Here is a 15,011-nt window from a genome sequence, read left to right as displayed (position 1 = left end):
CAACACAAGTAATGCAACCATGAAAGCGACGACTTTGGTGGAGGTCATGGCGCAAGCCGACGCGTTGGCGAAAAGCGGCGACAGCGCCGCCGCGATCGCCTGTTATACCGATTGGCTGGACTCGCCCGGCGCCGAGCCGCAACTACGCCACCTGGCGCTGTTCAATCTCGGCAGCCTGCTGCGTCCGGCCGGACGCATCGAGCAGGCGATCGCTGCCTATCAAGAGGCCCTGCAACTGCGGCCGGATTTTTATCAGGCGGCGGTAAATTTGGGTTTGACGTTGGAAGCCCAGGGCAATCACGCCGGGGCAATGGCGATCTGGTTGCAGGCCTTGCAACCGGCCGAGGGGCAGACATTGTTGTTGAATCACGCTGGCCGTCTGCAAGAGGTCAACCGCAACTTCGACGAAGCCGAAGCCTTGCTCGGGCGCAGCTTGGCGGTGATGCCGGATCAACCCGACGTGATGCAGCATTATCTGCATATTCGCCAGAAAAAATGCCAGTGGCCGGTGTTCGACGGCGTGGCCGGCATCCCGTTACGGACTTTACAACAGAACGTCGGGCCCTTGGGCTTGCTGGCCTCCAGCGACGATCCGACCCTGCAACTGGCGGCGATCACCGCCTGGGTGGAGCGCAAGGTGCCGCGCAATCTGCCGAGGATGGCGCCGCTCGACGGCTATCGGCACGACAAATTGCGGATAGGCTATTTGTCCTGCGACTTTCGCTGGCACGCGGTCAGCATTTTGACCGCCGAGTTGCTGGAACTGCACGACAGAGAGCGCTTCGAAGTGTACGGCATCGATTTCAGTCCCGAGGACGGCGGCACGATGCGGCAGCGGATGCTGGCGGCTTTTGATAGGCATTTGCCTATCCATGCGCTGTCCGACGAGGAGGCGGCGCAAACGATACGCCGCCACGAAATCGACGTATTGATCGACCTGACCGGCTTGACCGCCGGCGCCCGGCCCGGCATCGTCGCCCACAAGCCGGCACCGGTGCAGATTTCGTATCTGGGTTATGTCGGCAGTTGCGGCATGCCCGAGATCGATTACATCCTGGCCGACCGCTACGTGTTTCCGGAAGCGTTGGCCCGCTACTATTTCGAGAAGCCGCTGTATTTGCCGGAGGTTTACCAAGCCAATGACAGCCAGCGCCCGATTGCCGAGACGCCGAGCCGGGCGTCCTGCGGTTTGCCCGACGACGCTTTCGTGTTCTGCTCGTTTAACGGGAGTTACAAGATCAGCGAGCCGGTGTTTTCGGTATGGATGAATATCCTGCGGCGGGTGCCGAACGGTGTGCTGTGGCTGGCGATTGACAACCCGACGGCGCGCGGCAATCTGGCGGCCGAGGCGGTAAAACGCGGCGTCGATCCCGGCCGGCTGGTGTTTGCCGACAAAGCCGCCCCGTCCGAGTATCTGGCCCGCTACCGGGCGGCCGATTTATTGCTGGACACTAATCCCTACAACGCCGGCACTACCGCCAGCGACGCGTTATGGGCCGGTTTGCCGGTGCTGACCTGTTCCGGCAAGACCTTCGCGTCGCGAATGGCCGGCAGCTTGCTGCACGCGGTCGGTCTGCCGGAATTGATTACCACCAGCTGGCTGGATTACGAAAATCTGGCGGTGGGGTTGGCATCGGAGCCGACGGCGTTGCAAAGCTATCGACATCGCCTGCACACCCAGGGCCGCAGTTCCGCGCTATTCGACACCCGCCGCTTCGTCAAAAACTTCGAAGCGACGATCGCCGGGTTGTTCGACTAAGGACGGACCGGGCAAGCACTGCGGGGCCGGCCGTTGGTTCGAAGGCGGTTCCGCGCGATTTGATTGGCGGTTTTCGACGCTTTCGCCGCTAGCCGAAATTGGCGAATCAACCTAACGATCATGAAAGGGTTAGCCCCAAGGCGTGAGAAAAAGGGCGTGGGGGCGGCTTTAGCGGCGATTGACGGCGTCCGGCCACCGGTATGTCGGTACTTTACCCACCGGATTTTTTTAGGATTAATGACCTACGACAACCTGCAAATCACCCGGAGAAGCCCATGATAATACCCACCGAAGCCATCGGCAGCATCCCTCGTCCGCCGCAATTATTGGATGCGCTGGGCGAGTTCCGCGACGGCCGGCTTTCGCAGGAACGGCTGGATGCCTGCTACGACGCGGCGCTGCGCGACACCCTGGAACGCTTCGAACGTACCGGATCGCCGGTCGTTTCCGATGGCGAGCAGACCAAATCCAGTTTTGCCACCTATCCGCTGGAAGGGCTGGACAATCTTGCCGCCGACGGGGTGGTTATCCCGTTCGCCGACGGGCATACCCGGCAACTGCCCAGGTTGAATGCCGGGCCGTTCCGCTACGGCGCTTATGCCGGCGATTATGTCCGCGCCGCCAAACGCTATACCGCACGGCCGCTGAAACAGGCCCTCATCTCGGCGTCGGCGCTCAGTCTGCTTTACCCGCAACAGGGCTTGGAAGGCTATACGCGCGAGGCGTTTATCGACGATCTGATCCGGGAAGCCGTGGCGGACATCCGCGGTTGTCTGGCGCAAGGCGCGCACCATGTGCAGATCGATTTTACCGAAGGCCGATTGTCCGTGAAGCTCGATCCGTCCAAACAACTGCTCCGGCAATTCATCGCGTTGAACAACCGGGTATTGGCGCATTTCACGGCGGACGAACGCCAACGGATCGGCGTCCACACCTGTCCGGGCGGCGACCACGATTCCACCCACAGCGCCGACGTCGATTATGCCGAACTGTTGCCCGAGCTGTTTCAACTTCAGGCCGGCCATTTTTATATGCAACTGGCGAGCGAAAGCCGACCGGAACAGGTCTTGGCCGTGGTCCGCGACCATCTCCGGGGCCATCAGCGAGTCTATGTCGGCGTCATCGATGTGCTTGATCCGGTGGTCGAGTCGCCGGAATCGGTCCGCGACCGGATCTTGCAAGCCGCCGAATTTATACCGGTCCACCAATTGGGCAGCACCGACGATTGCGGATTTTCGCCGTTCGAGGACGACCGCTCTACCGGGCGAGACACCGCATTCGCCAAAATCGAAGCCCGCGTAATCGGCACGAAACTGGCCGAGGCCGCGCTGAAACTGGGGTAGGCAGCGGTTGATGTAAACCGTTCCGAAGCCAGCTTGAATCCGCGCGATTTCGGGCGGACATATCAGCGAAGCGTCCGTGCTTGTCCTCGCTTTGGTGTCTTAGGCCCACACATCGGCGCCGATGGCCAGTTTGCCGGGCGAGGCATTTTTGGGGGAGAGACCTTGTCCGGGTCGCGCCGGGAGCTTGAGCGGCGGAACGTTAATGTTCGCGCGCTTCACGGCGTTTTTTGTCCAATCCGCCGCGATGTGCCCGACAGGTCCGGCGACTCTGAGCTGAAGACCAGCGCTCCAACAAAATCACACATACATTGCCAATCACACTGGACCGTTCCGGTTTAGACCGGGAAGCATCCAACGTGAACTCGCAACGGCCGCTGTTGAAAGCGCAGGATTCTCGACAAAACAGCTAACGATTTCCCGGCAACCTGCAACGTTCGCCGTTGAACATAGACCAGTGTCTGGTTGAGATAGACCGCTCGATGCCCGCCAAAGAACATTGTCCGATTGACGCAGATCGCCGAGGTGGCGCAGTGCGGCGTTCCATGGTTATCGTGGAACGCTTCAAAAACTTTCTAGGCCGATTCGCGTTCATCGTAAAACGTTCCGTGTTCCAACAAGCACGCTGCTTATCGAAGCTGTAACGATGCGGTTTCAATAGAGAAGCGTGCATGTTTAACAGAGACTGCTGCCGCTCGCTGCCGGAATCGTCCCTGTTCAATCCGCAACGGTGAGGTTTGAAACCGCGCCGTCGAGCGTTCCGGCCCGTTGGCCCGAGGTTTGAGCCGGAACGGGATGTTTTCGGATAGCGATTGTGGCTTGATCAGGACCGTCCGATTTGGGAATCGTAATCGGACGAATGGTTGGTATGTCTCCGATTACGCTTCGCTAATCGGAGCTACGCGGGCTCGCCAGAAACCTGATTAGGTTTAAGCCCGGCGCCACAAAACCCAGGCCAAAGCACCCAAGCCTCATCGAAAACATGCTTATAAATCTTCTTGTTGAGACTTAAGTTGAGAGGATTGATTTTGGTCCTACTAAGAAATTTAAAAATGGCAATTTAGTAGGTAATCACGAGTTTCAACATACAATACAAGGTGAACAACTTGGCCCCTTATATCTGCCATCAAATCTTTTAGGTGGTACAGCAGGATTAATCTTCAATGGGTTATGGGGAGGGAGTGCGAACTGGAATGAAGTTGGGCCGTATTCGTCCCCTCAGTCTCCGTGGTGACAATTATGATGTGGATGCATTTTCTAGAAAATGAAACTTTGTAATAACCTTTGGTGCTAGTTCGTAAATTATTTCATATAAAGTTCAATGATATATAGATTATTGGGTATGTTGCATAGGCCTGCATGACCCGCACAAGCTATTGATGCAACCGATAAAAATACAACTAGCACTAAATAATATAAAAAGTAATGAATGCAGATAGACCAACTTTCAGAGGAATGTGTGTATTAATGCTGTTATCAATTTTTACGGTTACCGCTTATGCCTAGGTTCTGGTTTTTTATTTTAATAATTAGCTTGAACGGGTGTGATGTTTTTTATATTAAGCGGCTTGATTTTCAAAGGCCTAGCGAATTTTCATTTGTTTCTCGCTATGAAGCAAATAAAGCTGAAATCATTTCAGCAGTGGAAAATTATGCTTTGGCAAACAATATGTCTTGTAGCGTAAAACCCAGTGTGCTTTTGGATTGTAGCTTACAGCCTAAAGATGTTGTGGTTTTTGAAGATGCAAATGGAGTTTCTATTTGCTTATTTATGCTTGGAATTAGTTGGGAGGCTGGTGATTTTAATCAATTCACCGAATTAATTAAAAATTTAATACACGAAAAGTTACGTTATGCAACACTAAATAATTTTAGTGAAAAAGACGATTGTAATAACATACCAATGCCGTAAGAAGTGTTGCCGGCTGGGTAAATCTCGTAAGGTGGAACGAATCGCGGTTCCGCCGTATGTGGCATTTCGATTGCGGCTCGCCTACGACCGCGCGGCGGATTATTGTGATTTTGCCGGGTGATTCGCGGCGCAATCCACCTGTTGCTATAGGACCGTAGGTCCGATTAGCGAAGCGTAATCGGACGCATGTATTTAATTCATTCCTCCGATTACGCTTCGCTAATCGGAGCTACGCAAGTTGGGCGACATCCCGCTGGCGGTCATCGACCAACGGCCGGACGGTAGTCTGGTCAACCTGGCCTACATCGAAACCGACTTCGCCAACACCCCGCGCTATTTGCGTCGGGTGGCCGGCGACCTGACCCAACCAATCTGGGCCTGGCCGATCGCCTCCTACGGCGACACCCCAGCCCTGGAAGACCCGGACGGCGACGGCGTGAAGACCACCTTCAACCTGCGCTACCCCGGCCAATACTACGACGCCTTCTCCGGCCTGCACTACAACCACACCCGCTACTTCTCGCCCCGCGCCGGCCGCTACCTGCAACCCGACCTGATCGGCCTGGAAGGTGGCACCAATGTGTATACTTACGCCAACGGTAATCCGATCAGCTATACCGATCCGACCGGGACTTGGGCATTTGAAGCGGTTGCCTCCTTTTTCGAGTCGATTAACTTTAGCTCCATGTTTAGTTCGGGCGGGTTCTTCAGCGGATTGGTCTCTAACGTGTCAATAGGAGCGGCTACGGTAGTTGGAGGGGGCGTTGGGGCTGTTTATCCGTCATCGTTGGAAAGCGATGAGACGCCATACTATCAAGCCGAAGCCAATAATGGAGATGCGAAACCTCATGGAGGCGATACACATAACGGTGCGATTGACGCTTTAATCGATGATCTTAAACAAGACCCGAGTGTTGAAAATATTCGTAAAAACCAACAACAAGTAGATGTAAATGGCGATAAAGTTGGCAATAACAGACCCGATGTCCAATATGACCAAGATGGGTGCCACTACTGCGTTGAGTTCGATAATAATCCTTCGAACAGCGATAAACATGGTAATGTGATTAGAGGTAATGACTCGAATGTGGAAATTATCCTTAAATTGTTAAATTAAATGAAAATGCTTGAATCCGATATTAATGATTTACTAGACAAATTAGATGGCTTAGGTTCAGACCAGGAGTTTTATGCTGCACGCGAACTAGGTAAGTTAGGGGACAAGTTGCCTACGTTATTGCTAAAGAAGTATCAAACATCAAGAAAATGGCAGGCAAGATGTTCTTGCGTTTTCCACTCTATCCGTTTTGCCAGAGTTGTTGACGAGGCGGTTCAGTTGGGAGTTCAAGCACTTTCAGACAAATCAAAGGTCGTCAGATATAGAGCTTGCATGTTGTTAGCGTGTTCTTTAAATGCGAATGCATTATCTGCATTGAAAGAGTTAGAAGCAAACGCTACCGATACTGAAACGCGCGCCAATGCGCACGCAGCAATTGATGCAATCGAGCACCAGAATTCAAATTATTTTGTCGATAGAACGCATTCAGGCAAAGTAAAACTAGAGTTTGACTAGGACCGTAGGTCCGATTAGCGAAGCGTAATCGGACGTATGTGATTTCGTTCCTCCGATTACGCTTCGCTAATCGGAGATACGCTGACTGACCATGCAAAAGATCGCCAACGGGCAAGTCGGAGATCCAAATAGAGTTGTAGAAGAAGGGCGAGAGTACACTGACAATGAAAATGGAAATATAGCCTATGTGAAAGGCGATCGTGTTGTTGTTAAAGATTCTGATGGAAATCTCGTAACCCAATTTAAAAACTCAAGAAGCAATACCCTCAAAAGAATTGAGTCCGGTAGATGGGAACCAAAATACTTTTTAACGAATATTACGATTAAACGCTCCATATTCGACCCTTTGGTACTTTAAAATTAACCTAATATAGATATTTCGGTGTCTGTGCTAAATCATGCTATGAAACTAAAGTTGGCTATTCAGGTGTTAATTCATGCTAGCGTTTGGCGCGCTGTTATCTATATTTGTAAGAATGGAATTAGGTGGGGTTATGTATAGACAGTTTAATGTATGGAGAATCAACGATAACGGGGGGGTGGTAATATATCGATGCTTTGAAAAACTAGATAACAAAATGTTCTGTGTTCAAAGTGCTGATTATTTTAACGAACCAATAACTGACGTTAAATTATATAACTCTGAAAAGCAAGCATTGGAGCTTTTTATCGAAGAAGCCCCCGACAGTCGATCTGGGTTATATCCATCAGTAGAAGAAGCGATCGAGAAATTTACGATTGATTTTTCGTAACTACTAACGCCCTATCGAAGCCTGATAGGACCGTAGGTCCGATTAGCGAAGCGTAATCGGACGCATGTATTTAATTCATTCCTCCGATTACGCTTCGCTAATCGGAGCTACGCAAGCTGGGCGACATCCCGCTGGCGGTCATCGACCAACGGCCGGACGGAAGTCTGGTCAAACTGGCCTACATCGAAACCGACTTCGCCAACACCCCGCGCTATTTGCGTCGGGTGGCCGGCGACCTGACCCAACCAATCTGGGCCTGGCCGATCTCCCCCTACGGCGATACCCCGGCCCTGGACGACCCGGACGGTAACGGCGCGAAGACCACCTTCAACCTGCGCTCGCCCGGCCAGTACTGCGACGCCTTCTCCGGCCTGCACTATAACCACACCCGCTACTTCTCGCCCCGCGCCGGCGGCTAGCCGCGCTCTTAGATACCGGGCAGTCGGGCAAATGTTGGCTATGCTTAGCGTCGGTTCCTGAGCGGTGGCGTTTAACGCGGTTCACAAATTCCCGAAAGATGCCGCGCCATAACCGGCATCATCTCGCCGGCGATCTGTTTCCCGGTCGCGGCCTTGCGCGTTGGCGGTCGGCTGCGTTGCCGACTTGGCGTCACCGCCGGCAGGGTTCCGGCCTATTTTGAGTAGCCTATGAAAATCGATATTACTTTTTTGAATTACGAGCAGTGCCAGGTCATGTTGTCGGAGATGCCTCGCGACGGCGTGCTGGTGGTTTGCCAGACCGACGCAGCCGGCGCCGAGGTCGTGCTGGGCCGCTTTCCGCTGACCGGCGCGGCCTTGCCGATCGCGATACCGATCGGCACCGAGCGGAGCGAGGAGTTGGAGCGCCTGGTGTTCCACGAATACAACGGCGACACGCAACGGGCGGTCGCGCACCGGTTGAATCTGGCCGCCACGCTGTTAGCCCGGCAAGCCTTGCAAGCCGGGGTTTACCGGGCTAGGCCGAGTACGGTCACGCGGGTGGCGGCGCTGACGATTGCCTATAACGAGGACTTCGTGCTGCCGAAATGGGTGGATTACTACGGACGCCAGTTCGGTCTGGAAAATCTGTATGTGATCGACGACGGCTCGGACCGCGATCCGCGCACTTATCTGCCGACGGCTGTAAATGTGATTCGCCAGCCCCGCACCAGTTTCGATTCGTGGCGGCTGTCGCGCAGTCTGGGCATTTTCCAACATTTTCTGCTGGAGACTTACGACTTGGTGGTGGTGACCGATTCGGACGAATTCATCGTGCCGACCCGCTCCGCGTATTCTAGTTTGGCCGATTACGTGACCCGCTTGTCCGTCGATACGCCCAGGCGGTTAATCCCGACCGGCTGGGATTTGGTGCATCTGCGCGGCAGCGACGCGGCGATCGATCTATCTCAGCCCATCGTCGGCCAGCGGCGGGCCTTGTTGCGCAACACCGCCTTGGACAAGGTGGCCATCCTCAGCGACCCCGTGTCGTTCACGCCGGGCCAGCACCAATGCTACGAACGCAGCGAAAAAGCCGACGACCTGACGCTGATTCATTTGCGCTATTTCGATTACGAGTTTTCCCGCGAAAAACTCCAGCGCTACCGGACCACGACCTGGGCCGCCAACGATTTATCGGCCGGCCTGTCCTACCATCAACGCCAGGAATTCAGCGCGTTGGAGCAGGAGTTTCAGCGCTTCGAGGACCGTTACCAAGGCGGCGGCCAGGAAACCAACGTACTAAACGACTTTTGGCGGGCGCAGTTGGGGGTGTAGCGGGGAGGGCTTTTTTGAGCAATCAAGACGCTCGGATTCTGCGTTTGAAGAAGGCGGTTGTTGGTAACGCGGACTGCCGCTATCGATCCGTTTTTTACGGTTGCGCTTCGCCAAAGCGGCTTGCTGGGCCGGTCCAACTTCCGCGAACTTGAGGCGGCAAAGCAAGCACGGGCGACCTCGCCAAATTAGACTGGAATGGCCGAAAGGCTTTTCACGCGAATAGCCAAAGAGCCGCCGCTGTTTTAATGTAAGCCGTTCTATAGTCATCGCACTTCAAATTTCGGTTTTTTGATTCCCTCACCCCAGCCCTCTCCCGGAGGGCGAGGGAGCGGATGCGTCGAAATTTGAAGTGCGAAAGGTATATGTCTTTCAAAAAGCCTGTCAGCCGGTCCGGGGCAACAAGACTCGAAAGCAAGTGCCCTTGCCGACCGTGCTTTTCACTTCGATGCGTCCGTTGTGTTTGTTCACGATGCCATAGGATAAGGAAAGACCCAAGCCGGTGCCCATGCCGACCGACTTGGTGGTAAAGAACGGATCGAAGATTTTTCCAAGCTGTTCCGGCTTGATGCCCTTGCCGGTATCCTCCACCTCAACCCAGACACTGTTCTCGTCATAAGCGGTGCGAAGCGTAATTCGGCCGTGATCCTCGATGGCTTGTACCGCATTGATCAGCAGGTTCATGAACACTTGGTTGAGTTGGGACGCGATGCAGTTGATCTCGGGGATTGCGCCGTATTCCTTGACGACCTCGGCTTTGTACTTGATTTCGTTCCATACCACGTTCAGCGTGCTGTCGAGCCCCGCCTCAAGATTCGCCGACTGCTTTTCCAATTCGCCAACGTGAGAGAAATCCTTTAGATCCTTAACGATACGCCGCACTCGCTGCAAACCGTCGAGAGATTCCGCCAGAAGTTCGCCGATGTCTTGGCGCAGATAGCCGATATTGATTTCCTGCTTCAGAAGCGTAATGTCCTGCAAGGCCTCATTCACCAGCTTACCTTCGACGTCTTCGTAAGCCGCCAGCAGTCTGAGCATTCCATCCACATACTCCTGCAAGGTACTCAAGTTGGAGTTGACGAAGCCAATGGGATTATTGATCTCGTGAGCCACGCCGGCCGCGAGCTGACCGATCGAAGCCATTTTTTCGGATTGCAGCAGTTGCATCTGGGTTTCTTCAAGCTGCTTGATCAGGTCCTCTTGACGCGCCTTCTCGGCCAGCAGTTGGGTATTGGCCATTTGCAGCGAGGCGGTGCGCTTTTGAACCTGCTCTTCGAGTTTATCTCGGGAGTCGCGCAACGCTTCCTCGGCGCGTTTGTGTTCGGTGATATCGTTGAAGCCGAAGACGCGACCGATGATGTGTTCGCCAAGATATTGCGGCCGCGATCGGCATTCGAAAACCCGGCCATCCTGGAGACTCAGGATATCTTCGGTTTCCCCGTCCCCAACGAGCTCTTGTAAGCGCACACGAAATGCCTCGGGCTCGACGACCTGCCCGGCAATGAACTCAAGAATATCGGCTTCTTCTGTCTCAAACAGCAAGTCGTCCGAAATGCCCCACATGCTACTGAACTGGCGGTTCATGTTGGCGATCTTGCCGTGCCAATCGATGACCAGTATGCCGTTGCCGGTCGATTCCAGCGTGGCCCTGAGCTGGGACAATAGCTGGGCCAGGGCATCCTCGGCCTTGTGTTCGTTTTGGACATCCCTGGCTTGGATCAGAATCAGCGGACGGCCTTCGTGGTGAATGATCTTGACCGATTTGGTCACCGTCAGCAGCGAACCGTCGGCGCATTGATAAAGCCCATCCTGGGTCTCGATATCCTGGTATTGGCCGTTGCGGACGTCTTCCCAATAAAACACGTCCTGCAATGAACTTTCGATATTCGTGATCGCCATGGCCAGCAAATCCAGTTCCGAATAGCCGAGCATTTTCTCTGCCATCTTGTTGGCGACGATGATCCGCAACTCACCGGGTTCAACCAGCAGCATCATATGTTGGCAGTAATCGATCATCAGATGTTCGAGGCTGCTCATCTGGCTTGCTCCTGGCCGGGGCTGCTCGGGTCGAAATAATAATTGACCCGTTTGCGAGGACTGAGGTAGTTGTATATTTCCCTCGGAACCTGCGCAGGTCTGATCGCCTTCGCGATATTCGCATCCGCTTCGCAGGCCATGTCCACCAGGATAGCCTCGTCCCTGGGAATATCCGCGTCGTAAATGAGCACCAGTGGTTTCATCGGCTTGGCGGTATTGACGGTGACGACCATGCCGATCACGCCGTTGGAAAACTGCACGATCGTACCGGGCGGATACACTCCAAGACAACGGATGAAGACCTGGAGCAATTTCTGATCGAATTTGTTGCGCAACTTGGCGAACATCGTCGACAAAGCCTCGTGAGGCGTCAGCGCGTTGTTAATGTTTACCGGGTTGCAAAGTTCATCATAATGGTTGGCAATGACGACGATGCGGGAAAGCAAGCCTATCGCTTCGCCCTTGAGTCTGCTCGGGTAGCCGGTACCATCGAACAATTCGTGATGTTCGCTGATGATGGTCAAGACGGCGGGTGCGAGCCCCAGTCGCTGGCCGATATCCGCGCCATACTGGCAATGCATTTCGAATAAATGCCGCTCGGCCTGATTGAGCGGCTCCTTTTTCATCAAGATCTTGGACGGAATCTCCTTATGACCAATATCGTGAAATAGCGCGCCTATGCCCAAAGTGCCGACCACTTCTTGGGGCAACTCGATGTCGCGCGCCATCATCAGCGACAGCATGGTGACATTCAACGAGTGGTAATACATTTCCTCGGCACCTGCCTTGCCTATCATGACGTGTATGGCGAGTTCCGGCGCGGAAAGCAGGGAGTCGATAATTTGATCCACCAATTGTCCCGCCTTTCGCACGGTTTCCGCCGGCATGGTAAACAGGCTTTTCTCGATGCCGTGTATCGTTTTAGCGGTATCGATAAAGGCATTTTCAATCCGCGCCGCCGCCTCTCGCTGCCGCTGGATTCGCTCTACCAGCGCGACCTTGGCCGCCAACACCGGCGAAATATCAGGTTTGGCCGCTTCCGGTGTTTGCTGTACCGGCTGTGTCTTTTGAGGGAGCGGATTGACATCGCTGAGGGCCGGATCGTAACGAATCGACTTGAGCCCGAGACTCTGGATGGTCTTGATCTGTGCCTCGTTCTTGATCTTGAAATTGCTGAACGAGAACGGGTGATTAAACCACTTGAGATCGAGGTGGATATATAACCCGACCCGAAGCTGATCCATCGTAATGTTGAAGTTATCTGGCATCGGTAGCGACAGTCCGATCTACTTGTGTCAAATGGAATACTGCGGAATTCGGCGGTCTCGACCGATATTCCGCGCCCGGCCACTCAAGGTTTTGCGATCCGTTTTCACAGGGATGTAAGCACCGCCGCAGTGTGATTGAGCGGACGCCGATCCGAGATTATCGTGCCCGTGGTGGTGGGTTTCGCCCCACTAATTTGTGCCTCGGAGCCTTTGCGACGCCCACCGCTATCTTTTCCGGAAAACCAATGTGAAACGCCGCAACCAAGGCTTGCGATTGCCGATGGAGTTCGTCTGGCGTTCATTGTCCGCCGAATTCCTTCGAATTGCGGCACTAATTTTCAGTGTCTGTCAACGCGTGTTTGCACACTAACATAACAACTCCAGCAATCACAAGTGAATGGGTGGTGCGATAGCGGTGGTTCGCCCTAATGGTCATGAAGTGATTTGTCACCCAGGATACTGAAAAAGGCAGGTGGGGCGGCTTTAGCCGCGATCGAGAGCGTCCCGCCATTGGTGGGCCTAACTTTGCCTAACCGCTGCTTTTAGGGTCTGAGAATCTCGGATCAGCAATCGCCGTCGGCATTTAGCAAGCCCGGCATCAGACCGTCGACGAAGTGGGCGAAGCGGCGTGATAGCCGCTCGGGAGCCGGCGGCGTTTTATCCTCGAAGACTTCGATCAACTCGATGAACCAGCATACGACGTCGGCGGCAAACACCGGTTGCAAGCTGTAGGGCGGCGCGCAAAATTTCAGGTAGCCGGCCAGCGCTCGCGGGTGCTCTGCGAACAGCATGCGGGCGGCGGCGTGGCTGGATTCGGCACTGACCATCGGTAGAAAGCCGGCGGCGTAGATTTTGGCGAATACCTGTTGGGCGCAGACGGCGCGTTGCAATGGGTCGGCAATCGGCGAGTGGCTGCCGCCCAAGAACAAGGCGCATTGGACCGCGGTACTCAGCGCGGTGAAATACACGAACGAAAACTGCAGACCGACGCCTTTGCAGATCAGTTCGTAGAAGCGTTGGGTGCCGTCGCCGTTTTGCGAGCCGTTCGCCGGATAATGTACCAAGCAGCCCGGCCCCGGCAGGCTGACGAAATCGCCCAAGGCCAGCCGATTCAATTCCCACAAGTCTTCCGCCAAGGTCAGGCCGTGCAGCGGCGTCGCGGCCAGGAATTGCAAGGCGTGGTTCAGCGCGCCGCGCCGCGAGGCGTTGTACATCGTCGCGCGGGCCACCTCGGGGCGCCAGGTCGGCAAGCGTTCGGCCGGGGTCGCACCCTGCATCGCCGCTTGGCTGACGTTGACCAGCTTGCCGTCGCCGATGTCCACGAAGGTACTGCCGACCTCGGCGCAGCTGAGTTTGGCATCGCCGCGCAGCAGTTCGAAGGCGTCGGTGTGATACGTCGGCGACATCCAGTCGTCGTCGGCCATCATCGCGCAATAGGGCAAGTCGCCGCACCACTCGAACAGATAGCTCAAATTGCCTGCGCCGCCGACGTTCTTCTGGTGTGCGATCGCGAAGATATAGGGATTCAGGGCCCGGATGCGCTCCAGAAATTCGCGTTTTTCCGGCGTTTCGCTGTTGTCGGCGACCAGCACCACGGTTTCCTCGTTGGCGGTGCCGATCAGCGAGGCGATCACCGAGCGCGCCATCGGCGTCCAGCGCGCGGTCGGCAATAAAATCGCGGCTTGCGCGGAGGCGGGCAATGGCGGAAAGTGCCGGCCGCCGGTGGCGATGAGCGGAACTTCGTGAGTCATGGCGCGTTCGGTGTGAGGTATCGAACCATGGTTGGCGTCAAGCCGGTACTCGGCGCAGAAAGCCGTCCGGCGAGGCGGTGATGGCGATTTTATGTTCGAGGGTTTTATCGATCTCGAAATTCAGCACCTTGCCGTCGGCGGCTTGGCGGCCTTCGCCGCGCAGCAGGCGCAGATATTCCCAAACCGCGGTCTTCGGGTTGTTGCCTTTGTCCCAGGGACGGTCGCGGCAAAAACCTTCCGGCAGATCTTCGACGCCGGTATCCCAGACCACGCAGTAGCTGTCTTCCGAGGTCAGCGGCGCGTAGGCTTCCAGCTCGGCCAGTACATGGTCGTGGGTGTGGTTGGAGTCCAGGAAAACCAAAATGCATTGGGCTTGCGCGGCGCGGGCCTTGACGGTGGCGACGATGTCCGGGGAGATTGACGATCCCTGGAGGGTCTCGATTTTATGCGCCAGCGGATGGGCTTCGATGGCCGCGCGGTTGTGGGGACGGATGTCGATGTCTATGCCCAATACCTTGCGCGGGCTTTGCAGCGGGTCCAAGGCTTGGCCGGCGGCGACCGCGTCGCAATAGTCCAGCAGGGCCAGCATCGATGCGCTCAGCACCAGCGAGCCGCCGTGGGCGATGCCGGTTTCGACGATCAGGTCCGGCTTGACCCGCCAAATCAATTCCTGAATCGCGTAAACGTCCTGCGGCACCTGGATGACCGGCCGGCCCAGCCAGGTAAAGTTCTGGGCGTAGTTGTGGCGGATGGACTCGCGCACCCAGATGTTGGAGAGTCCGATGAAATCGCGGTCGTTGCCGATCCGGCGAATGTTGTCGGCGACGTAGGTTTCGAATTGCTTGTTAGCGTCCATGAGAGGTTTCGGTGT

13 protein-coding genes are annotated in these 15,011 nt (G+C 55.2%); 9 read left to right on the top strand and 4 right to left on the bottom strand.

Annotation, left to right across the window (positions count from 1 at the left end):
• The first annotated feature begins 19 nt into the window (after nt 1-19).
• From A1355_RS13255 to A1355_RS13220, 9 genes are all read left to right on the top strand, one after another.
• A complete protein-coding gene (locus A1355_RS13255; RefSeq protein ID WP_197471805.1) occupies nt 20-1,759 on the top strand; it encodes a tetratricopeptide repeat protein in 1,740 nt (579 codons plus the stop codon).
• Nucleotides 1,760-2,034: 275 nt separating this feature from the next.
• Entirely contained in the window at nt 2,035-3,102 is a 1,068-nt protein-coding gene (locus A1355_RS13250; protein WP_064028867.1) for a cobalamin-independent methionine synthase II family protein, read from the top strand.
• 1,495 nt (nt 3,103-4,597) lie between these two features.
• On the top strand, nt 4,598-5,011 hold the full coding sequence (locus tag A1355_RS25245) for a hypothetical protein (protein ID WP_157197877.1): 414 nt from the start codon (nt 4,598-4,600) through the stop codon (nt 5,009-5,011).
• Nucleotides 5,012-5,249: 238 nt separating this feature from the next.
• Nucleotides 5,250-6,128, top strand: coding sequence for an RHS repeat-associated core domain-containing protein (locus tag A1355_RS26420; RefSeq protein ID WP_064028865.1), 879 nt, complete (start codon nt 5,250-5,252; stop codon nt 6,126-6,128).
• Nucleotides 6,129-6,584: a hypothetical protein gene (locus A1355_RS13240; protein WP_064028862.1), complete on the top strand. Its 456-nt coding sequence runs from the start codon at nt 6,129-6,131 to the stop codon at nt 6,582-6,584.
• A 91-nt stretch (nt 6,585-6,675) separates the two neighbouring features.
• Nucleotides 6,676-6,942 (top strand): hypothetical protein, encoded by a 267-nt coding sequence (locus A1355_RS13235; protein ID WP_064028859.1) that lies wholly within the window; start codon nt 6,676-6,678, stop codon nt 6,940-6,942.
• A gap of 79 nt (nt 6,943-7,021) precedes the next feature.
• Nucleotides 7,022-7,336 carry a hypothetical protein gene (locus A1355_RS13230; protein WP_064028857.1) on the top strand — a complete coding sequence of 105 codons (315 nt, stop codon included), beginning with the start codon at nt 7,022-7,024 and terminating at the stop codon, nt 7,334-7,336.
• Between the two features lie 215 nt (nt 7,337-7,551).
• Nucleotides 7,552-7,755, top strand: coding sequence for a hypothetical protein (locus A1355_RS13225; RefSeq protein WP_157197876.1), 204 nt, complete (start codon nt 7,552-7,554; stop codon nt 7,753-7,755).
• A gap of 228 nt (nt 7,756-7,983) precedes the next feature.
• Entirely contained in the window at nt 7,984-9,087 is a 1,104-nt protein-coding gene (locus A1355_RS13220) for a glycosyltransferase family 2 protein (protein WP_064028853.1), read from the top strand.
• Nucleotides 9,088-9,468: 381 nt separating this feature from the next.
• Here the strand turns inward: A1355_RS13220 and A1355_RS26415 are convergent, their stop codons facing one another.
• From A1355_RS26415 to A1355_RS13200, 4 genes are all read right to left on the bottom strand, one after another.
• Nucleotides 9,469-11,121, bottom strand: a complete 1,653-nt coding sequence (locus tag A1355_RS26415) for an ATP-binding protein (protein ID WP_064028851.1) — start codon at nt 11,119-11,121, stop codon at nt 9,469-9,471.
• Nucleotides 11,118-12,389, bottom strand: a complete 1,272-nt coding sequence (locus A1355_RS13210; RefSeq protein ID WP_064028849.1) for an HD-GYP domain-containing protein — start codon at nt 12,387-12,389, stop codon at nt 11,118-11,120. The genes A1355_RS26415 and A1355_RS13210 overlap by 4 nt, the downstream gene beginning before the upstream one ends.
• Nucleotides 12,390-12,952: 563 nt before the next feature.
• Nucleotides 12,953-14,140 (bottom strand): glycosyltransferase family 2 protein, encoded by a 1,188-nt coding sequence (locus A1355_RS13205; RefSeq protein ID WP_064028847.1) that lies wholly within the window; start codon nt 14,138-14,140, stop codon nt 12,953-12,955.
• A 37-nt stretch (nt 14,141-14,177) separates the two neighbouring features.
• Nucleotides 14,178-14,996 (bottom strand): cephalosporin hydroxylase family protein, encoded by an 819-nt coding sequence (locus A1355_RS13200; protein ID WP_064028842.1) that lies wholly within the window; start codon nt 14,994-14,996, stop codon nt 14,178-14,180.
• Between the last annotated feature and the right edge of the window lie 15 nt (nt 14,997-15,011).

The organism is Methylomonas koyamae, from assembly GCF_001644025.1.
Classification (GTDB): Bacteria; Pseudomonadota; Gammaproteobacteria; order Methylococcales; family Methylomonadaceae; genus Methylomonas; species Methylomonas koyamae_A.
This window is presented reverse-complemented; position numbering and strand designations above follow the sequence as displayed.